We start from the raw sequence: 21,864 nt of genomic DNA on the forward strand, positions 1-21,864 counted from the left end.
GCGCACTGGCAAGGAGCAGCGCGAAGGTCAAGGGTGACTCTCCTTGATGAGCGGTACGACGCCTGAGCTATCGCCGAATCAATCAGAGGTGCCTTGCATAAAAAGACCGCAGAATAGCGGCACTGTTGGACGCGGTATTACCAGCAAAACTGAGTAATAAACAAATCACAGGATTTGTTGAAACGGCGTCGCCTGGGCGCTGACCACGGACCGTACGAGGGTATCAGCATGCAAGGGGGAGCACTCCGCCCTTGGCGTCGCATTTTGCCGCGCCTGATCTTTGGCTTAGGGATTAGCTCGTCGGCGGCAGTCGTCGTCGCGGATCCCTGGCCCTGGGGCGAACAATTCTACGGGGCGAAATTCCCGGTCTATCTCGAAGCCCACAACACCTGCAAAAGCGCAGAAACCATCCAGATCCAGGTCGTCGACCTGCCTTACCTGACCATTCAGAACAGCGTTAATGTCCCGGCGGAAGACAAGGTTCTGGTCAGCGGGATGGTGCAGTTGCCGCCTGAGCCGCCACCGCCGCTGATGACCGGATTGCCCGGGGAGCCCGGTTGGGGGCATGTGCCGGTGCCGCCCTTTTTTGTACCGCCGGGGCAGATGCCTCCGCCCACCATTCACCAGCCCAATTTCGGCTCGGTGAGCGGTTCAGTGGTGTTGACCTTTGCGGGCCACGAAACCTGCTCGGCCAGCCGGGTTGAGTATGTGGCCAGCGGTCATATGCACTTTCGCCCCCCCGAACCGGACAGCGGGCCCGAAGAAATTCACCGGACCGATGTCTGCCGGGTGTATTGGAACATTGGCGAGCCTCCCGCCAATCTGGGGGATGAAGATTGCACTTTGAAAATGCGCGGTTACGCCGACGAGTTTGTGAAGCGAATTCTCGCCCCCTACACCCAGAACGATCCCCAAGGCTGGCTGTGGCTCTCGGCGATTGATATTCCCTCGGCGTCGATTGACCAGCTTTTGCTGATGAAGGCCCGGGCCAGCGCCCAGACGGGCAACCCCGGCTCCGGCGACAACACAAGCGGTGAATACGCCGCGCGCTGGGAAAGTCACACGCCTGCGGCCAATCCCTGCGCCGCCTTCTGGGAGGGTAGTGCAGGTCTGGCCGGCCCGACGCCAGCCTGCGTTGAGCCCCTGCGGGAGGCGACATTGTCACTGGCTCGCCAGGCCGGTGAGGATGAGCAGGCTGCCGCGCAGATTCGCCGTCTGACAGGCCCAGAACTGGCGCAGCGCAAAGACGCGCTGCGCGGCCAGCTCGCCGCTCGCAGTGCACCGGTGCCCCCGCCCCCGGCTGGGGGCGATTGTGGCCGCGCTTGGCAGAAGCCCACCTTTTTGGAAAAAGACATGGCCACGGGCTGTCGGCAGGCTATTCAACAAACCGCCGGCCAATGGCGCGAAGAGATCGCCCCACTGGTAGCGACCCACCCGAAGGCGCTGAGCTGGATGCCCTCCAAAGAAACAATCCAGTCCATGGGCAGCAATGAGCTGTTGATGATCAAACGCCAAGTGGATGAGCTCAAGGGGAGGGCTGCCAAATGATCCTGCATCGTGTCGCCCGCAAGCCGTTGGCTTGCGTCTCACCCTGGTTGTTTGGTATTGGCCTAATTGCCCTGGCGCTACCCGCGCAGGCACAGCTTACTCAGGCCGAATTAGAGGCGGCGTCCCGTGCCGCTCTTAGCGATAAACCCGTTGGCGTGCCAGACCGGGCGCCACCCGAATTAGCCATTCCCCGGCCTGCACCAGAGCCGGCGCGTCAGCCCAGTGCAAGGGCTCAGCGGGTTGCTGCCGAGCGAGCAGCAGAGCAACAGCGCGTCGACAGTGAAACCCGGGCGCTGATCGGCCGCCTGCGAGAGTCCAACGAGTTCTATAAGACGCAGGTGGAAACCTATTCCGCCCAACTGCAAACCAATCAGCAGGCAGTACAGAATGCCGCTGCCCGGTTGGAGCGGGCCAAGAAAGACCTGGAAACCTACAACGCCAGCCGCAACCCGGTGGAGCGGTTTTTTGTTCAATCCAATCTCGAAACAGTGAAAGAGGCGGAGATCGCCGCCGCCGAACGGCAGCTTGCCCAGGCCAGAACTAATTTTGATGCCAGTCGCACCGCCCTGACCACCAGCATCGCTTCGGCAGAAGGCAACGCCCACGCCCTGCAGGTGCAGATTGCCAAGGTCACGCCAGAGCGTCTGGAGGCCGCCGAAGGCCAGCGTCTGGACGCCCTTACGCCGGTGTATCAGCAGTATGAAACCCAGCAGGCCCAGTTCAATGCCGGTCAGGCCAAGTTTCGCCAGGCCAATGCTGACCTGACCCAGCAGATTCAGACCGCCGAACAGCAGGGCAACAGTGATCTGGTCGACCTGCTCGAAGGCCAGCAGACCCAGCTGCTGGAAACCCACAATATGTGGAAGCGGGGCATGGAGACCGAGCTCGGTGGCTATCGCCGCGATCTGGAGCGGGTGTACGAGCAGAATCGCCAGGATGGCATTGGCCCCACCAGCACCTACGATCTGGAGTTTGATCTACGTCGTCGGGCGCGCAGCGAAGGTCGCGATCCGGATCAAGTCAGTTACGTCGATCAGGCGGCGGTCAGCAGTGCAGCCCAATCGGCGGATGCGGTGGCGGCCGGTGCCGGCAACAACACCCAGCACGTGAGCATCTTTACCGACCCCCTCAGCGGTTCGGCCTACCTCGAGTTTGGCACCGATGTAGTGGTGGGTAATGCCCAGGATATCGCCAAGGCCACCGATATTGCCGGTAATGCCCGGGATTTCTACACCGGCATAACCACGGGGGACTTCTCTGCGCTGGCAGACCGCCAGGCAATGGTCACCCGGTTTGGCTCCTACCTGAAAGGGGTGGCGCGCGGCGGCAAAGATGCGGTGGTCGACCTGGCGGTGTTTGCCAAGGAAGCGGGCATCACGCTGGCTGAAGCCACCCAGCTCGCGACCGGATATTGGACTGCCACCAAACCCACCGTGCTCGGCACCAGTCGTGTTGATGCACTGCACGAAGGCCTGGCCGTCGCCGATGCCATTTATTTTGATGAGGGCATCGGCACGGTGGCCATGGCCGACAAGCTGCTGACGGGCATCAATACCGCAGCAGGACAGCTCGAGCGGGGCGCCGAGAAGTTAGCAGGCCGGGGCGACAACAACCGCGCCATGGAGTACACCGGCTACGGCGCCATTACCATTCTCGACCCCACCGATAAATTGCTGGGCGGGGTATTTGGCTTTGCCAAGGATTTTCTGAAGGGCGATGAACTGGCCCAGGCCATTAACCGGCTCGATGACCTGAATCCCGGCATGTCCCGGGGCTGGGATGAGTTTCTCGACCTGCCACCGGGCAGCTCCGTGGTACCCGGTGGCGCCGCGACGCCAGGGTTTGCACCGACCCAGCTCGACAATATGGCGCCAGACTTTGGGACGCCGGTGTCGGTGCGCAGTAATGCTGACGGCTCCCAGTTAACGCTGGTTGATGCCAACGGCAATACCACAGTGCTCGACAATAAGCTGGGCGCCGGCTCCAGCTCCGCCGCCTACAAACTGCCCGATGGCCGGGTGCTGAAAGTCACCAAGGGTGGCGAGGGTGCGCTGGACGATTTCGGTTATGACGTCATTCGCAATATCGACCCCGACGGCAAAGTGATTGAAGTGCCGAGCCTGCACAGCCGCCAGACCATCAACAGCGACACTGTCTATAACTTTGGCGATGCCGCTGACCCTAAATTTGAAGACCTGAAAGGCGGCGGAGTGCGGGTGGTAGATGAAGCGCCCCGTTCCTATCGGGACAGCCCCGAGTTACACGGTCCCGATGGCGGCATGACACCGGCCCAGCTCGATGCCTACCACAAGGGCATGGAAGCGCTGAATTCCAAGGGTTATGTCTGGCTCGACAACAAAGCCGACAACTACACCTTTGCCGAAAATCCCGATGGCAGCCTGCGCCTGGTGGTGGTTGACCCAGGTGGCATTGTGCCCATGAAAGGCATGGACGCCGACGCGGCCCGGCGCATGCAAAACGCGATTGATGACCCCCAGCGGCTGGCTGACGAAATGGGCTTACCGTCAAAATTTACGCCCGAATCCTGGGGCGGCAACAACATGCATAGCCGCGGCGTGCATCACGGCAACCTGGCTGAATTGTTCGATGACCTGGTGGATTGGGATGAACTCAACCGCATCCTCAACCAGGGTGTGACCGACCCCGACAAGCTCAAGAATTATCAGACCCTGAATTTGTTGGGAGGCTCTGCCACCGACGCAGAGCGCGCTACGGCCTTCCCCTTTAACCCCATGAACGGCATTGAGGTGCCCGGCGTTGCCCGGCCCACTACGCCTATTGATGTACCTGAATTAAAGCGCCCCGTCACCGGCGGAGATGGCCCCATTGTACTAAGCCCCGAGCGCGGTATTAACCGGGCCCGGTTGGATGAATTGCAAGAATACGCCGATGCGCTGGATGGCCTGAAAGAAATCTATGGTCCCGGCGGGTACATGCCCTGGAATATGCTGTTCTGGGATTACAAGTTTCTGCGGATTATGGAAATGATCCGGGAAAAACTCGGTGATGAGGCAGCCGAACAATGGCTGCGAGGTGCCCTGGCAGCCTTTAACAATGGCGCCACGCCAGCGGGGCTGGAGAGCCCCTCGCCGCTGAATTTCTTTGGCGAAGGCATTGATCCGGCCACCGGGCTACCACCGGGACCGAGGCGCCCGGTAACGGGTGGTAGTGTGGGCATGGCGCCGGGTGAAGACGGCTCGGGAGACACCGAATACGCCATCGGTATTGGCGGCCCCTTCCCGCCGTCGGTGCCCGGCATGTTCATTACCCTGGCGCCGCCGGACAGCCGCCCAGAAACTGGCGACGGCCCCTTCATTTCATTACCCCCGGGCGAGGGTGGAGTGACCACCAAAATTCTGATTGTACTGCCCCAGACCGGCAACAACGGCTGGAATACCCGGGACCCGCTGATACCCGACAGCAATAACCAAAGTCGATTCTTTACGCCGGGCCCTACCCAGCCGCCCTCGACCGGTGGCGGTTCCGGTGGTGGCGGGCCGATGATCTCGGTAGTCCGCTTGGGCAGCGAGCTGATTCCGGTCAGTCGCCTGGTGGTCTCGCCGCCCGATGCCTGCCCCGGCGACCACTACCATGCCTTCAGCGGCGCGTTCAGCTGTCAGAACGTGCTGGTGTTCGACCCCAGGCCCTCGGAGTGCGGCTTTGGTGAGGTGGGTGTGGAGTTCAATGTGCCTGCCAGTCAATGCCCGTCAGCCCAATAGGAGGCCATCATGAATAACGACGCCTTCAAGGTGATTTTAGCCGCGCTGGTACTTTCCTCTTCAGCTGCCTATGCAGGGCACGGCAGCCGCGAGGTAGAGGCCATTATCGGACCCCATGTGCACCATCACGACCATGGCCACGACCACGCCTCGGGGCCTGACTACCAGCCTGTTCCCGTCGCGCTGGTGACCCAGCAGGTGGAAGGACTGCTGTCTCGCTGGAATACACCAGAGATGCAGCAAGATCTGGCGGAGTCCTTTCGCGATGGTCAGCGGTTGATGGAAAGCATGGATGTGGTGGTGCCCCGGGATGCCACCCTGCGACTGCTGTCGGTGCAGGGCGTGCAAACCCTCAAGCAATTCAAGCGCCCGGCCGAAAACGGCGAGCCCGCCCGTCGGGTCAGTATTGTGTCGGCCACGGTGTCTACCCAACTCGAATACCAGAGCCCGTCAGGTTTTATCCGCCTGCCCGGGGTGAATGAATTTGTGCTGGAAATTTCAGAAGAGCTGGCGCCATGAAAAATCAACGAATCTGGCTGCCACGCTCGGTAGCATTCGCCGCGTTCCCGGTTCTCGCTGTTGCCGGTGAATGGCAATATCAAGGCAGCAGCGGTGTGTTTCTGGAAAGCTACGATACCGATGGCGCCGCCGCAGCCAGTCCCTATCCCATTGAGGGGGATCAGCAGTACTACCAACTGAACGCCCACGGTCAGTATCGCCATTCGACCTACGAGCAAACCCGCTTTCAGTTTTACGGTGTGGCCAATGACTCGGCCTATCGCGCTGCTGATCAGGGGTTTATCCCCGAACGAATGAATCTGCGCCACGACAAGGGCGATGCCGATATTCCCTTCCGGGTGCAGGGCGGTGATTTTCTGGCTCACTTCAGCTACCTGACGCTGCAGCGTTCCCTCAAGGGTGTGCAGGTTGAGTTGCAACCGCGCTTTGATGATCCGGGTGCATTGCACTCGCTGGTGATGCTGGCGGGCGAATACGAATTTAACTGGCGGGATTTAAGCCTGGGTGAAGACTATTTCACCGGGGTGTCCTGGGCGAGTGATCTGGGCGAGGGTGGCCGCTATCTGGTCAACTATGTGCACAACACGCGGGATACCGACACCGCCACCGGCATCCCCGGTATCAGTCAGGATGTGCTGTCGGTCAGTGCCGAGCGTCGCTTTGCCCTGCCGGGCCAAGCCCTGACCCTGAACTCCGAAATTGGCTGGCTGGAGGGCGACCACAGCGGCTCCTTCACCAGCGCGCCAGAAACCAACAAAAGCGGGATGGGGGTCTTTGTTGAGGTCTTGGGCGAGCTGGCCGCCATGCCCTTGACCTACAGCCTCCGGGGCCAGCAATACGACAAGGATTATTTGCCCAGCGGCGCCGTGGTGCCGGGCGACCAGCGCAGCACAGAAAGCTATCTGGGGTGGCGGTTCAGTAACGGCCTCGGGCTGCGGGGCCGGGTGCAACGTTATGAGGATGGCTACGACTCCGCCACCACCACTGAGACCAACACCCAGGGGCTTACCCTCAGTGGGCCGCTTAAATGGAAGGGCAAAGCACTCAACACCTATGTGGACGCCTATCAGCAAACCGTCGAAGTCGATGGTGGCCTCACCGATCTGGAAAACCAGATTGTCACTGCCAGGCTGAGTGGTGCGATGAATCCAGTGTGGTTTGGGCGGGTGGAGTGGTTCTATCGCCACAGCGACGATCAGACCGCCGCTGACGCCGATGTGATTGACTCCCAGTACCAGATCAGCGCCGACCGCAGCCTGCGCTGGCGAAACACGCAGATCTATATCAGCCCCGGTGTTCGTTATCTCACCAGCAACGGCGTCAACGAAGGTGATCAATGGCGACCGACGCTGTCATTGCGGGCCCGCAATATGGCTCATGAACTGGGGTTTTACTACGGCTACCAACGCCAGGATTTTGATGTGGTGGGTGCTGCCGACAACGTGGTAGAAAACCTCTCCATCGATTACCGCTACCGTTACGGCCGCAACACCTTTGGCATTGAGGCCCAGTGGTATGAGCGCAATGTTTCTATGGCCGACGACACCCGGGCCAGCCGGGTGGTGGCTTTCTGGACATTCTCCTTTGATCAGGACAGCCTGCCGGGCAAACCCCAGTACGCCAGTGCCGTGGCCACCGGTCCGGTGCGCAGCGACGTGTTTGGCCTGGAAGCCTGGGCGCCTTTGGGCAATGCCTACCGGGCCCTGACCAACAGTGGCATCAAGCCGGAAAGCGGCATCAAACAAGGCAATCTCCGGGTGTTTGAATTGCGCTGGCTGGACAGCATCGACCTGCGTCAGCGGTTAGCCCTTAACGAGCAGGGCAACTCTCTGCTGGGCTCAACCCTGGTGATTGAATTTGACGATATCGGCAATACCGACAGCGCGCGGCGCAGCTACGATAAAGTGCGCGACCGGCTGATTCGCCGCTACGGCAAGCCGGATATGACCTACGAAGAAGGCCGCTTCGACAACAGCTTCATCACGGATATCAATCAGGAAAAACTGATCCGCATCGACGAGTGGTATACCGATGCCGGCACTCTGCGCTTCGGCATTCCCCGCCGCCTCGATGGCCAAGTGCGCATGGAACTGCAGCGGCAGCAAAATTTTGGCCCGGTGCAGGATACCCTGTGGAGTCTTGAGGCGCTGCGCTAGCGCCTTGGGTTGGTTGCCCGCCGAGACCGGAGCTTGCGCGTAAAAATGTGTATTCAATTCGGGCGAGTGGCGGGCGCAACCTCCGTTATCCTAAGCCTCTTCGAGCATCCCGCCGTACTTTGCGAGGCCTTCGGTTTGCTCGGCGCCTCGTCCCCATCGTGACTCTCGTTTTGCGGTATATTTATTTCGGCTGACGATCTATGCTCGGTTTGTCGGTCAGGCATGCCCGGTTTGCTGAAAGCAACTGTGCCAAAGTGCCGCGTTATCAATCACATGGGACAGTGACGAAATAAATATGGAGATCTCGTTATCTCACAAATCGTGCATGCACGATTTGTCGAAACGCGGCTAAGCTGCGTGGTAGCAATAATTCTATGAACAGCAAAGTGTTAGGCAGATTTCTAACGGTTTGCTCGCCGAGAAAGCGAGCGCGCTTGTTATTCGAATGTTATGAGTAAAGGAGTGCCAATTGAAAGGTGAACATATATATGTTGAGCATCCGAGGGATTCTCACTCGAGGATTGGCGGATTGCATTTTGTTTACTTTGATATTGCTCAAGATGAATATGTCAAATGCCTAGAAGTTGAAGCCATTGATGATTCTGGCATGCACGAAGGCGAAAAGGCAGAGTTGTCTTATAAGGCAACAGAGCACGCCGTTAAAGCAATTATCTTCTCTGCTCTTTGTGTAGAGGCTGCAATTAACAATTACTCTGGAATTCAATTGGGCGACAGCTATAGCGAGAAGCATCTTCATAGTATGGATGTGATTTCCAAGTGGGTGGTTATTCCAAAACTTGTATGTGGACAAACAATTGATAAATCTGGCCCAGCGTTTGGCTCTCTTAAGAAGCTTATTTCAGCACGCAATAAGTTGGTTCATAATAAGTCAAAAGAGTTTAGCCCGTCAGATCCGAAGTTGGCAGAGAGCCTCGAGAAAAGAGATGTAGCGTTTAAAGCTGACTTCGAAAATTCGCTACGCGCTCTATATCTAATGTGCATGGAGATGGATTTTCTCGTTGGACAAATGCACAATCCTATAAGGACGTTGGACAGTAAATTTAGCCCATTCTTAGAAATACCGGATAAAGCAAAACCACTATTTAACGAGTGCAAAAAAATTGTTCTTAACCTGCACTCATAACAAAGCCAGCCAGAGGGACCAAAAAACCGCCGCTTCGCTCTGGTTTTTCGGCCCCTGCTGGCTGCGTTGAGGCTGTAGATTTTCCCTTAAAATCCAGCATATTTTGCTTAAATCAGGCTCTCGCCCAAAAAGGGTCATCCCCGCGAAGGCGGGGATCCAGCAACGATAAAATCCGACAAACCTAGATTCCCGCTTTCGCGGGAATGACAATTTGCGCGAAATTTCTGACGTTAGTGTTATTTAGACCCTATTCACCCGCCTGAACCAGACTCTCCCGCACCTTAAGCCAAGCCTCAACCTCATCCAGCACTTTAGCCCGCTTTGCCTTACTCAAGCTGAGCTCGGCTCTGACCAGGCCATCGGCCACGCTGCCCGTAATCTGTTTGACCAGATAAAACCAGAAGTAGGCACGCTCGGCGTTCTGCTGCTGAAAGCCGGGTTCCTGGTAGAAGCGGCCAAGGGTGAGCATGGCATTGAGGTTCAGGGCTTCGGCGGATTTGGTCAGCCAGTGCAGGGCTTTATCCGTCTGGACCGGGGCGTTTAGGTTGGCGCCCGGCTCTACCCCCAACAGGTACATTACGCCGAGGTACATCATGGCGTTGGAGTCGCCCAAGGCGACGGCCTCGCGCAGGTATTGTTCGCCTTTGCTGGCATCGACGACTTGGTGGTCAAGGGTGAGGTTGAGGTAGTAGGCCCCCAGCACCACTTTGGCATGAGCGAAACCGGCAGCCGAGGCTTTGTCGAGCAGGGCGAGCCCTTCATTGATATTGGTAGTGACCCCGGTTCCGGTGAGTAAGCGATGGCCATAGTCGGTCAGGGCAGGGGGATAGTTTTGGTCAGCGGATTTCTTGAGCCAGCGAATGGCAATGTCATGGTGCTGGGACACACCCCAGCCGTTCCAGTAAGCCTGGGAGACCATCAGCTGGGCGTTGGCATCGCCTTGCTTGGCCGCCTCCATGTGGAATTGAACGGCTTGCCGAAGCTGCTCCGGGGTGGGCTCCTGAGCATGTCCCCGCGTTGGCAATAGTAGCGCCAACAGCAAAGGCAAGATTAAAAGACATAGTGCTGTGACGCTTTGACGACGATTCGATCTGCGCATAAACCCTGCGCTGATGTTATGCCCTGCCGGGGTGTCCATACCTTTTTCTCCTTTTATTGTCGTCGCTATGATTGGGAATGGTCACCATAAAAGCAACTCTTGTCAGATGGATTCGCGAATTGCGTTCAGCTATCGGCGTTGGCTGCTGAGGTCGCGTCGGACCCGGGTAAGCCTGCTTGCTGGCGTGCTTGCGGAGGTCATTGGAAAATGCACACCGGGCTTAGTGCGCGGTGGGCCTATAAACCGTAATCGATAATTGGAGGCACCATGAGCAGTAACAATCAGAAGTACCAGCAAGGTTTGGCAGTTCGCCGAGAGGTAATGGGCGATGCCTTTGTGGACAAGGCGCTGAACGCGGCCACGGATTTCACCATGCCTTTGCAAGAAATGGTGACGGCCAATGCCTGGGGCGAGACCTGGGTGAGGGATGGCTTGTCGCGGCAGACCCGCAGTCTGATCACCATTGCCACCCTGGCGGCGTTGAAAGCGTCAACGGAGTTAAAAGGCCATGTGCGCGGCGCGCTGCGCAATGGCTGCTCGGTGGAGGAGATTCAGGAGGTGCTGCTGCACTCTACGGTGTATTGCGGCATGCCGTCGGGGATCGAGGCCTTTCGCTCTGCCAAGGAGGCCATTGAAGAGTGGCAGGCAGAACAGGGCTAGGCTGAAGTGCTTGGCGTGCAAACTTTCGGCGGCAGGGGTAGTCTGAGGAAACTGTCTGACAAAAACAGGAGAGGCAATTATGGCAAACGAGGGTTATCACGAGCCGATTGACGAGTTGACTGATGAAACGCGGGATATGCACCGTGCCATTACGTCGCTGATGGAAGAATTAGAAGCGGTAGATTGGTACAACCAGCGCATGGATGCCTGCAAGGATGAAGAGCTGAAAGCGATTCTGAAACACAACCGGGATGAGGAAAAAGAGCACGCCGCCATGGTGCTGGAATGGATTCGTCGCCGCGACCCGACCTTGAACGACGAGCTGAAAGATTACCTGTTTACCGATAAGAAAATTGCCCACGATTGAACCGGTCTAAACCGGTGTGATGGGCGGCAGTTGCCGCCCATAAGTGGGCGGGCCGTATTGCGCCGGGAGCCGTTGGGGCTGCCGGGCGATGTTGGGTGATGTTGGGCGAGGCGGGTATGTTGACGACAGTCGCAAGATTTTCATTTCCCTATGAAGCCCAGATCGCCCGGGCGCGTCTGGATGCGGAGGGCATTCCCGCGTTTGTGGCCGATGAACAGACCATCAATATGCAGTGGCTGTTTTCCAATGCGCTGGGCGGGGTTCGGCTTCAGGTGCCCTCGGCTTATGAAGCCCGGGCCCGCGAGGTTCTCGCGGAGGACTTGTCGGCGGAGGTGGATGCGGAGCAGGGAACAGCGCCGGCACGTTGTGCCCGCTGTGGCAGTGAGAATGTGGCGCCGTTTCAGCGGGGGCGACGCTGGGCTTTTTTAGTATTTCTGGGGTTGGATTTTCCGCTGTTTCCGGTGAAGAACACGCGCAAGTGCAGCGACTGTGGTCACCTGGAGTCGCCCTAGCGGTTAAGGGCTTTTTGTTGCGCTGATAAGCAAATTTCGGGGGCTGAGACCGGGTGGGCAAAAGGCCTCTACCGCGCATTGATAACCCCTCTCCTGCAAATACAAGGCGCTATCGAACACGCAGCGCAATTCCAGTAGTCGTCTAAACAGCATTCTGGCCAGCTCCAGGCGTTCGGCCCGGGCCAGTAACGATTGCCCGAGCGCCCGGTAGTCTTCCTGGGCGCGCCGCAGACGGGGGGTGATGTCTTTGCGCTGCGCGTAGGTGTCAAACAGCCCTGCCAGATCGTCACCTTCCTGCACTTTTGAGCGGCCTGGGTGTTTGAGGCTGGGAAGGGGCATGGCGGGATCAAGGCCGTTGTCTTGTAATAAGACTCTGAACGCCAGCTGGCCGGCTTGCAGTTCACGTCGTTGATGGATTTCGCCCGCCCGGGCAGTGCAGCTTTGGCGCACGGCGCTGCGCAGGTCGTGGTTTTCTAGTTGAAGATTGCTGTCACGCAAGGGGCAGGATAAAGCGCGGTAACCGGCGTTGAAGCGGTGATAACAACAAGGCGCAAGGACAATGTGGGGGCATTGCTGCTCGCTGGTGCTGGTCAGCAGCCGTTGGTGGAGGCCGCCGCAGGCATGTAATGCCAGGATGGTGGTGGGCGGCGGTGTCAGGTATTGCCGGACCGCGTCGCTGAGAACATCGCACTGGGCGACGGTGATGCCAGTGCCCTCATAGTGCCGGTTTGCTGCGGCGACTAAGTCGGGGTCGATTTCGAGCCCGAGCACGGGCTGGCCGGTGAGCGAGTGCGCGGCGCGCCCCAAATGGGCCTTGCCACTGCACCACTCTATAATGGTGTTAGACTTCTGCTCCGTGTTTTTTTCGAGGTACCTTGCGCGACCAAGGAAATGCCGAATCTGTTGCCATTTTCTGCCGGGAATACCGCTGGGCGGCTCTTCTGAGGGCAGCGGGGCATCCCGCCATTGAAAGGGCTGAATGATGTCCTGGATCTGCTGGGCATCTGCGAAGCAATCGGCCGCGGTGGCGAGCAGCGCGCTGTCATCGGCTTGCAGTTGCTGTACCACCTGATCTGACAGGGACAGGAGCCGATGGGTAAGTTCTGGGTGATCCGGCAACCAGTCCGGGCAGTGAATGCCGTAGCTATGGCTGCGCCACAGCGCCTGATGCCGCAGCAGCAACGTGTCGATCTGATGAGCTTGGGCGGGGGTGATTGAGGGCATTGGCTCGATGGCAAGGCGCTGACGATGCGGCATTGTAGCGCGGGCGCCTGACGGGCTCACCCGGTTTTGCTGTCGCTCTCGGCGTTGCCGCTGGCCACTTCCTTGCGTAACACCTCGAGCAGTTCATGGCAGCAATCGCTCAGATAGTCCTGCAGGTCGGCGGCGGCATCGAGTTTGTTTTTTCCGGCCATTTGTTCGATATCGGCAGCGGCCTCGAAGAGTTTGGGGCAGTGCAACTGCCCCGCGCTGCCCTTGATAGAGTGGGCAAAAAACTGAACCTGTTCCCGGTCGCCATCGGCAAAGGCCTGCATCAGTTTATCCTCCAGGTCTGGCAGCCGCTGGAGCAGCAGGTCTACCAGTTTGCGCAGGGTGGCTTCCTGGCCGAGCACATTCTCCAGGGCCACATCGCGTTTCCACACGGTGTTAATGCCATCCTCGGCGGCCGGGCGTTGGCTGGGCTCCTGCTCTTCGGTCTCATGGGTCAGCCATTGCTGCAGACGGCTGCGCAATTCCTTGGGGTCGACGGGCTTGCTGATGTAATCGGTCATACCCGCCTGAACGCATTTCTCGGGGTCACTCTGCATGGCATTGGCGGTAACCGCGATGATGGGAATATCCCGATAACGCTCGCCGGCCAAGCCGTGTCGAATGGCCGCACTGGCCCGGTAACCGTCCATCACTGGCATTTGGCAATCCATCAGAATTAGCGAGTAAGGTTGCTCGTTAGATGCCTTCTCCAGAGCCCGAATTGCCTGGCGGCCATCGCTGACAATATCTACGGCCAGCCCCATGTCCTGCAGTAAGCAGGTCATGACTTCCTGGTTGACGGCGTTGTCTTCGGCAACCAGCACCCGGGCGTGACTTGGCCAGACGGTGACGTCGGTGGGCTGCTCCAGCGCGCGCAGCTCCTGGCTGGGCAATGAGCAGCGCTGGTTGGGATCGTTGGCAAATTCTTCGGCCAGTGCGAGCAGTGTGCTCCAGTTGTCACCGGTCAGCGGGCGCGACATCACCAGGTCAAAGCCGGTATTCATGCACGACGCCCGCGCATTACTGCGGATATCGGTCAGGGCAACAATGGGTATATTGCGCAGGGCACCGGTGTGGCGAATATCGGCGATGTTGCGCTGCTGATTTTCGCCGACAAAATCCATGATCAACAGGTGGCAGGCGGGCGCGGATTTGTCTCGTTGTAATTCGCGCAGGCGAAACTCCAGTTCGCGCAGCTCCATTGCCTGAAAATCGACACCCCAATCGTGCAGCTGGTGTTTGGCGGCGATGTGCTGGGCCTGGCCGCGACAGGCCATCACCACGCTCAGGGGTGGCCCGGCCAGGGTGGGCATCAGAGGCTGGGCTTTCTCCGATTTTTGCAGGCGCAGGTGGAAGCTGAAACAGCTGCCCTTGCCGACCACGCTATTGGCGCGAATATCGCCGCCCATCACCCGGCACAGGTTTTTGCAGATGGCCAGGCCGAGGCCCGTGCCGCCGTAACGACGGGTGGTGCTGGCGTCCACCTGGGTAAAGGGCTGGAAGAGTTGGCTGATTTTATCGGCGGGGACGCCGGGGCCGGAGTCGGTAACCGAGCAGGTAAAAATATGGTGTTTGCTGTCGTCTACCAGGCTTCCCTGAATAAGAATTTCGCCTTCGTGGGTGAATTTGATGGCATTGGTCAGCAGGTTGCTCACCACTTGTAGTACCCGATTGACGTCGCCGTGTACCAGGTCGACATCGATGGCGTGAAAGTCGGTGACCAGGTCCAGGCCCTTGTCCTGGGCCATGATCGCCATTGCCTCACAGCGCTCATCCAGTGCCCGGCGCAAGTCAAAGTCGCGTTGCTCCAGCTCCAGCTTGCCAGCATCCACCCGGGAGAAATCCAAAATGTCGTTGATCAGGCTGAGCAGGCTGTTGGCACTCGATTTGGCGATTTTGAGTTGGTGGGCATGCTCCTGGCGCAGGGGGGCTTTTTCCAGCATGCCGAGCATCCCCAGCAGGCCGTTCATGGGGGTACGGATTTCATGACTCATGGTCGCCAGGAAGTCGCCTTTGGCGCGGGTGGCCGCCTCGGCCTGTTCCTTGGCCCAGAGCAGCTCACGGTCGCTGCGTTTGCGGGCGTCGATGTCTTGGAGTGAGCCATAAACCCGTCGGCAAGTGCCGTCAACGAACTCTGCCCGGCCGGTGACTTTCACCCAGAGATCACGTCCCTGAGCGGTCCGGATTAACGCCTCGGCATGAAAGGGGGTGCCGTTTTCGATGGAGCGCTCCAACATTGCCTGAATTTTTTGCCGGTCCTCCAGGTGCTGAAAATGGCTAAAGCCCACCTCGAGGGAAGGCATTACCGATGGCGCTTCGTCAAAGATTTTTCTGGCCATGCTCGACCAATACAGGGTGTCGGTGGCCGGGGTATATTCCCAGGCACCGATACGGGCCTGCTCGCTCATGGCCTCCAGCATGTTTTGCTGATCGAGCAGGGCCTTTTCTGCTGCTTTGCGGGCGCTGATGTCCTCTATCATCGAGCAGGAGTACAAGCTGCCCTGGTTGTCTTGAACGAGTACGCCGCTGACCACAATGGGTAGGTGCTTGCCGCCCTTACGCAGCAGCTCATACTCGATTGGGCCGAAATGCCCGGCATCTTTTATCATCCGGTTGATGGTGGCAATTTCGGCAACGCGGTCGCGGGGAATGAGGTCATCGGTGGTGAGACTGGCCAGCTCCTCGGTGCTGTAGCCGGTCATGGCCTCCGCCGACTTGTTCCAGCGGTAGGGCTTGCCCGTCTCCAGTTTGGTCAATACGATGCCGATGGGCGCGTTTTCAAACAAGCCTTTGTGCAGCAGGTCTTCTTCCCGTTGCCGGCGGGTCAGCCTGGCGACCATCACTACCGGAACCACAATTAGCAGGCTGGCGGCGAGCAGGGTGAGGCGGATGGCCCATACCGCAGCGGGGTCGTAGTGCCATCCGCCATTGGGTACGGCGGCCAGTTTCCAGGTTTCATGGCTCAGCCGGACCTGGTCGATGACGGCCGCGCGCTCGCTATCGAAAAGCGCAGCATCACCGTAAAAGACCACGCTGTCGCCTTCGTCGGTGATGCGTTGTATTGCGACTTGCAGGTCGGATTGCCGGGGCTGCAGGCCGCTGGCGCTAAATAGTTTGTCGATATCCAGCACCGCAGACAGTGTTCCCCAAAGAGTGCTGCCGTTGTCATCGCTAATATAGACCGGAATGCGGGCGATCATGCCGGTGCCGCCTTGCACCAACTTAAGCGGGGGAGAAATGGAAATTCTGCCGGATTGGTGGGCGCGCATGACATCAACGAGCTGCTCTGGCTTGTCGCGAAAATTCAGCCCGAGGGCGCGCTCGTTACCCTTTACCGGATAAATGTAGCGCAGGATCAAATCTCGAGAGCCGCCGATGCTGCGCAGTTGGTTCTCGCTGGTAAACAGGGGAGCGGCCAGCTTGGCGAAGGCTTCCTGGTCCAGGTTGGGGTCGTGCTGGATGGCGCCAATCATGCCCCACAGCAGATGCACGTTACTTTGGATGTTGCCCGCGAGTTGGGCTCGCAGCACACTGACTTCGTTGGCGACACTGAGCCGAAGTTGTTTGACGTGGTCCTGGCGCACGAGGTGATCGATAAAAATACTGCCGGCAATCACCGCAAACAGAATTAATCCTAGAACCACTCTCTCTGCCCGGTTGATATTGGCCAGCCGTTGACAGGCCTCACCGTGCAAATTGTGGTGGATTCTGCTCGCTTTGCTCATGGCGTCGGCAACGGCCTTGGGGTGATCATTCGGGTTCCTCTAGAAAATTGGGGTTGGCGGCGCAAACCGGTGAAACTCAAGAAGTGGGTGCCACAACGGGGCCGCCCACTTAAGGGGAGCCGCTCCGTCAGACTAAATTTTGGCCCTTATTGAAACTATCAGTAATAGTCCCTAATCGATCCTGCGTCGTTTGGCGTAGATCGGCATTGCCCGTGCAATGAGAGTTGTGAGGTAGCAAGCAGGCCTTGTCGCCGGGGTGGGGTTTTATGGGGGCGGTGAATGGAGTGGCCGTGCCTTCACCCGTTCTCCCTCACGTGGCGCGCTCACCAGGGAATGGTTTTGCCCTGCCAGTCTACAAAGCGGGCCGCGCCGGGGGGCTGGGATTCGGTCTCGGTCATGGCGCGGAGTAATTGCTGCGCGACAAAGTCGGGGCTGAACAATTTCTCCGGAGGCACCGAGGCCTGGAAGGGGGCAGAGAGTGCGCTGTCGGTGGTGCCGGGGTGAAAGGCCAGCAGTCGGGCATTCTTTGCCCGCCGACCATATTCGATGGCTGCCGTTTGCAACCCCATATTGAGCGCGGCTTTGGACATCCGGTAGCTGTACCAGCCGCCCAGGCCATTGTCGCCGATGCTGCCGATTCGGGCGCTGAGCGCCGCGATCACACAGGGCTGTTTCCCTTTGGCGGCGGGCAGCAAAGCTTGCAACCACTGCAGGGGCACCACGGCATTACTGGTGAACAGCGCTTGCATGGCTTCGCTGGTGAGCTCCTCCAGGCGCTTCTCTGGCCAGATAGGGTTGTCGTGCAGGCGACCGTTGCAGATCACCACCCGGCTCAGTGCCGCCTGATTCAGACTTGCAGCGCAGCGGGCAATCGCTTCGCTGCTGTAATCGCATTGCAGGTGCCGATGGGGGCCGTCGAACTGTATGGCCAGCGTTGGCTGGCGGCTGACAGTGATCAGCGGGTGTGAGGTTGCAGCCAGCGCGGCGGCCACGGCCGAGCCGATCGCGCCGCTGGCGCCGATAACCAGATTTGTTGGCGGGTGAGGCATCGCTTGTCTCCTGTTGAAACCGCGGTCATGGAGTCGGCAAAGGGGAAGCCATGCCTAAAAGGCGTTACACTTTGCCGCCTCGGCGGTGTACGTCGCCAACACCAGAAACGATGACTGTTGCGCTGGCGCGGCAGTGTTATGGAGAGTGAGTTGATGCAGATTTGGGTGGACGCCGATGCCTGTCCGGTGGTGGTAAGGGAGATTCTGTTCAAGGCGGCCCAGCGTACCGGGGTATCGCTCACCTTCGTGGCCAACCAGATGGTTCGTGTACCGCCGGTGGCCAATATTCGCAGCCTGCAGGTCAGCTCGGGCTTTGATGTGGCCGACAACGAAATTGTCAGGCGCACCGAAAAGGGCGACCTGGTCATTACCAGTGATATCCCCCTGGCCGCCGAGGTGATTGCCAAGGGCGCTCTGGCCCTGAACCCCCGGGGCGAGCTCTACACCGCCGACACCGTGCGCAGTAAACTGAATATCCGCGACTTTATGGACACCATGCGCAGCAGCGGTGTTCACACTGGCGGCAGCGCCGCCTACGGCCAGCGCGAGAAGCAGGCTTTTGCCAATCAGCTGGATCGTTATTTGGCGCGGTTGCCGAAGGGGTGAGGGTTTTTGGGTCGGACGCTAGACGCTAGACGCTAGACGCTAGACGCTAGACGCTAGACGCAGAACGCAGAACGCAGAACGCAGAACGCAGAACGCAGAACGCAGAACGCAGAACGCAGAACAGCGATGTATATGTGGCTCGGCACGGTTCCATTTTGTCGTTCCCTGACCGTCAGGGAAGGGGCCACTGTCGGTGGTACCAGCGTTCGGGGAGCACTGCGCTATTGGTACCGGTACGGCATCGAGTGCGGTGCTTTTGTTTGTGGGCTCTTCGCTGCGCTCAGAGACCAACTGGGGACCTCTTGTATCGACTTTGTCGTTCCCTGACCGTTAGGGAAGGGTCCACTGGCTGAGGGCAATAATGCCAGCGAGCAGGTGCAATCCAATCAGTGTTAATTGATCACTGATCAGGGGCTTTTTTCGAAGCATCTAACAGCGCTTTCATGGTTTCAATATTCTTGCTGGGCTGGGTCACTGATAAATGATTGAGTAGCCAGGCGGGGATGGGGCCGTCCGGGTCCATAAACATGGTGGCGGTGACCTGGCTGCCGCCAGATTCAGTGGCCTGGATGCGCCATTCGTACCAGGCGTTTTTCAGGCGCTTGGCATCACCTGTGGACACGGTCTTGGGGGCCTCGGCATCTAATGTCACCGCATCGCCGCGGATCACAATCTGCTCGGCGCTGCGCTGGATGCGGGTTTGCATGACCATGTCCCGGTCCTTCACTGGCCAGGGCATATCGTAGTAGAGATAGAGCGTTCCCAGCAGGTCCTGTTGTGGCCCTTGCTGGGCAGGCGGCACTACCCAGCGGGCGACCTTGCACAGCTCGTCCCAGCTTTGGCGGCGAGCGGGGTTGCTGAGCAGGTCGGCGACGGCGGCCATGTCGGCATCAAAATGGCTTTCGATCTTGATGGCGTCGATGTTGGTGTCGGCCACATCCCGACGATAAACCCGCACGTTGTCGTCTTCGTGGCGCAGCTCCCAGTCAGCGCTGTAGGCGGGTGTTGCTGTAATGATTGAAGCGAGCGCGAGGGAAAATACACCGACGGAAAAGGCCCGTCTGATCCGCGTAGTCAGTGGTGAAAAACCGCCGCCCAAGCGTAGGTATAACAGCGGAAGTGATTTCCGACTGGGTTTCACTACGCGCTTCATAGCGAGAATTCGATACCCAGGGTTACCGACCGGGGCGGGTTAAAGATGGTCAGTATCCCTCCGGTATTCGGGGTATCGAACACCACGCCGGGTTCAAACTCGTTGGTCAGGTTGTTGCCTACCAGGCTGACCGCCGGTTCCCCCGGCAGTTTGTAAAAACGCATGTTCACACTGGCGCCCAGCAGCCCCAGTGCGGGGTGCTCGTAGGTGTGGGGCAGGTTGTTGTAGTTACGGTTCTGGTAGGTGTAAGACAGGGTGGCGGTGGTTTGGGCCGGGCCGGTTTCGCCCATCCACAACAGTAGCAGCGAACCTGAGAAGGGCGAGGTGCCGGGCAGTTCGGTGCCCTCCGGCGCGGGGCCCTGGAAGTCGTCAAAGAAGGTGGTGGTGCGGGCATCCACGTAGGACAGATTGAGCTTGGTCGCAAAGCCGCCGGGCAGCAGCATGTTCATCGCGAACTCCAGCCCCTTGTTTTCTGCGCCGCCGACGTTATCGGTGTAGGCAAAGGCTCCGGTGTAGTCCCGCTGTTGCACCTGCAAGTCTTTCCACTTCAACAGAAAGGCCGTCAGGTCCAGCTGCAGAGCGCCCTCAAACCACTCTGTGCGGGTGCCGATCTCGTAGTTCCAGATATCGTCCGATTCAAAGAACAGCGGCACGTTGGGGTCGAGGGTTGGGTTCTGGTTGGCGCCGGCGTAGCGGAAGCCCCGCACTGCTGAGGTGAAAAAGGACACTTGATCGGTGAAGCGCCACTGCAGGGTGAACTTGGGATTGAACACGGTTTCACTGATCTTGCCATCCCGGCGGCTCAGCTCCACTTCTGTGCCCACCGGCAGGCTGGTCAAAACCGGTTCGAGAATATCCAGCGGCGAGCCGGTGACCAGGGAGTCTACCGCGGTGATGCCGGTAACCATCACCGCTTCTGTGGTCTGCTCAAAGTAGCGCCCGCCAAAGCCAAATTCCCAGCGCTCGCCGAGGGTTCGGGTCAGGTCAAAGAACAGCGCGTGTTCTGTGGCTTCGACATCGCCCAGAATTTGCAAGACATTGCCGGTCTCGGCGGTGCCCAGGTTCAGCTCCAGGAATTGGTCGCTGAACACGTAAAAGTAACCGGCGACATAGCTCCATTCGTCGAAAATCCACCAATCCGATTCGGTTGGGGCGTTGGACACCACTCGCAGTTCGGCAGTGGGCTGGGACGACTCAACAAAGGTGTCGCCGTACAGCCCGAGGCCGGCGGTGGAGGTGCCAATAAACTGGGAGTAGTCCAGGCGCTGGGGATACTCTTTGTCCATATTGCTGACAATTGCCTTGATGCTGAAGGGCTCCAGGGCCCAGTCAGCGCTGGCCACCAAAATCTCGGTGGTGGAGTCGACCACATCGGGAAAGTAGCGTTCGCTGTGCTCCGGGCGTTGGTCATTGTTGGCAAAGGCGCCGTCGTCCTGGTGGGTGTCCCGGCGGAAGTAATTCAGGGTAAAGCTCAGACTGTCACTGGCGTCCCAGGTCACAATACCGCGAAACTGGGAGGCATCGCTGGAGTTGATGTCGTCCTCTCCCGAGCGCAAATCCTTCACGTAACCGGGGCGGTCAGATTTGCTGCCCACCACCCGCACACCGAGGTTGTCGGTGAGGGGCTGGTTCCACATCAGGTCATAGCGGTGTGATTGGCTTTCGCTGCGGGCGTGATCACCGACCTGGGCAGCAATCTTGCCGTAGCTGTCTTCCATATCGGGCTTGTTAGGCACGTAGCGAATGGCGCCGGCCAGGGCGGAGCCACCAAACAGGGTGCCTTGGGGGCCTTTCAGAATTTCCACGGTGCGCATATCGAAGGGGTCCACGTTCGGCTGGGGGCCGAGGATGGACGGGTTAACGAGGGAAACATCTTCGTAAAACAGCCCGAAGGTTCGGGTAAAGAAGGTGAAAAAGGTATCGGTGGACACGCCCCTGATAATGACCTGGGCGGCTTCCGGGTCGAGACCGGGGCTAACCGAAACCCCGGAGGAAAAGCGGGCAATGGACTCTACACTGTCAGCGCCGATATCCCGCAGAGCGTCGCCGGTAAAGGCATCGATACTGAGAGGAATGTCGCGCAGGTCGGCCTCGCGTTTGGTGGCGGTAACCAGCACCTCTTCAACAATACTGCTGCGTTTTTTGGGTGCTGCTTCATTTGTTGGTGTTTGATCTTGTGCGTGGCCGGCATTTACCAATGCCAGAGCAATACCTAGTACAGTCCCTTTCTTCACCATGAGAACCCTCCAGGTCGGTGATTGTTTTTATTTTTGGGAGTCGCTAGCCAGCGTAGTTTCGTGGCTGATCTTAAGTGTTAGTTTTCAATTTGTGGACT

At 58.8% G+C, this 21,864-nt stretch carries 15 protein-coding genes; 9 read left to right on the plus strand and 6 right to left on the minus strand.

Annotated elements, in window-relative coordinates:
- Positions 1-228 precede the first annotated feature (228 nt).
- From NCG89_RS11700 to NCG89_RS11720, 5 genes are all read left to right on the plus strand, one after another.
- Complete coding sequence (locus tag NCG89_RS11700; RefSeq protein WP_251086720.1) at positions 229-1,548, plus strand: hypothetical protein; 1,320 nt, start codon at positions 229-231, stop codon at positions 1,546-1,548.
- Complete coding sequence (locus NCG89_RS11705; RefSeq protein ID WP_251086721.1) at positions 1,545-5,288, plus strand: hypothetical protein; 3,744 nt, start codon at positions 1,545-1,547, stop codon at positions 5,286-5,288. The genes NCG89_RS11700 and NCG89_RS11705 overlap by 4 nt, the downstream gene beginning before the upstream one ends.
- Before the next feature lie 9 nt (positions 5,289-5,297).
- Positions 5,298-5,807, plus strand: coding sequence for a hypothetical protein (locus NCG89_RS11710; RefSeq protein WP_251086722.1), 510 nt, complete (start codon positions 5,298-5,300; stop codon positions 5,805-5,807).
- Complete coding sequence (locus NCG89_RS11715) at positions 5,804-7,963, plus strand: hypothetical protein (protein WP_251086723.1); 2,160 nt, start codon at positions 5,804-5,806, stop codon at positions 7,961-7,963. Before NCG89_RS11710 ends, NCG89_RS11715 begins: the two co-directional genes overlap by 4 nt.
- 469 nt (positions 7,964-8,432) lie before the next feature.
- A complete protein-coding gene (locus tag NCG89_RS11720; protein WP_251086724.1) occupies positions 8,433-9,107 on the plus strand; it encodes a hypothetical protein in 675 nt (224 codons plus the stop codon).
- Positions 9,108-9,354: 247 nt separating this feature from the next.
- Here the strand turns inward: NCG89_RS11720 and NCG89_RS11725 are convergent, their stop codons facing one another.
- A complete protein-coding gene (locus NCG89_RS11725; RefSeq protein ID WP_251086725.1) occupies positions 9,355-10,131 on the minus strand; it encodes a tetratricopeptide repeat protein in 777 nt (258 codons plus the stop codon).
- A gap of 342 nt (positions 10,132-10,473) precedes the next feature.
- On the opposite strand from NCG89_RS11725, the gene NCG89_RS11730 reads away from it, so the two are divergent.
- From NCG89_RS11730 to NCG89_RS11740, 3 genes are all read left to right on the plus strand, one after another.
- The gene (locus tag NCG89_RS11730; protein WP_251086726.1) at positions 10,474-10,866 is read left to right on the plus strand and encodes a carboxymuconolactone decarboxylase family protein; all 393 of its coding nucleotides are present in this window, start codon (positions 10,474-10,476) and stop codon (positions 10,864-10,866) included.
- Positions 10,867-10,945: 79 nt separating this feature from the next.
- A complete protein-coding gene (locus NCG89_RS11735; RefSeq protein WP_251086727.1) occupies positions 10,946-11,233 on the plus strand; it encodes an encapsulin-associated ferritin-like protein in 288 nt (95 codons plus the stop codon).
- A gap of 116 nt (positions 11,234-11,349) precedes the next feature.
- Positions 11,350-11,745, plus strand: coding sequence for a putative signal transducing protein (locus NCG89_RS11740; RefSeq protein WP_251086728.1), 396 nt, complete (start codon positions 11,350-11,352; stop codon positions 11,743-11,745).
- A gap of 3 nt (positions 11,746-11,748) precedes the next feature.
- Here NCG89_RS11740 and NCG89_RS11745 read toward each other — a convergent pair whose 3' ends face one another.
- The 3 genes from NCG89_RS11745 to NCG89_RS11755 all read right to left on the minus strand — a co-directional run bounded on the left by NCG89_RS11745 (position 11,749) and on the right by NCG89_RS11755 (position 17,770).
- On the minus strand, positions 11,749-13,002 hold the full coding sequence (locus NCG89_RS11745; protein WP_251086729.1) for a methyltransferase: 1,254 nt from the start codon (positions 13,000-13,002) through the stop codon (positions 11,749-11,751).
- 23 nt (positions 13,003-13,025) lie between these two features.
- The gene (locus tag NCG89_RS11750; RefSeq protein WP_251086730.1) at positions 13,026-16,721 is read right to left on the minus strand and encodes an ATP-binding protein; all 3,696 of its coding nucleotides are present in this window, start codon (positions 16,719-16,721) and stop codon (positions 13,026-13,028) included.
- 323 nt (positions 16,722-17,044) lie between these two features.
- Positions 17,045-17,770 carry an SDR family NAD(P)-dependent oxidoreductase gene (locus NCG89_RS11755; RefSeq protein WP_251086731.1) on the minus strand — a complete coding sequence of 242 codons (726 nt, stop codon included), beginning with the start codon at positions 17,768-17,770 and terminating at the stop codon, positions 17,045-17,047.
- Positions 17,771-17,923: 153 nt separating this feature from the next.
- Between NCG89_RS11755 and NCG89_RS11760 the strand changes: the two genes are divergently transcribed.
- Positions 17,924-18,376 carry a YaiI/YqxD family protein gene (locus tag NCG89_RS11760; RefSeq protein WP_251086732.1) on the plus strand — a complete coding sequence of 151 codons (453 nt, stop codon included), beginning with the start codon at positions 17,924-17,926 and terminating at the stop codon, positions 18,374-18,376.
- Between the two features lie 400 nt (positions 18,377-18,776).
- Here NCG89_RS11760 and NCG89_RS11765 read toward each other — a convergent pair whose 3' ends face one another.
- On the minus strand, positions 18,777-19,529 hold the full coding sequence (locus tag NCG89_RS11765; protein WP_251086733.1) for an START domain-containing protein: 753 nt from the start codon (positions 19,527-19,529) through the stop codon (positions 18,777-18,779).
- The gene (locus NCG89_RS11770) at positions 19,526-21,766 is read right to left on the minus strand and encodes a TonB-dependent receptor (protein ID WP_251086734.1); all 2,241 of its coding nucleotides are present in this window, start codon (positions 21,764-21,766) and stop codon (positions 19,526-19,528) included. Before NCG89_RS11770 ends, NCG89_RS11765 begins: the two co-directional genes overlap by 4 nt.
- Positions 21,767-21,864 lie beyond the last annotated feature (98 nt).

It is taken from the genome of Spongiibacter taiwanensis, from assembly GCF_023702635.1.
Lineage (GTDB): Bacteria > Pseudomonadota > Gammaproteobacteria > Pseudomonadales > Spongiibacteraceae > Spongiibacter > Spongiibacter taiwanensis.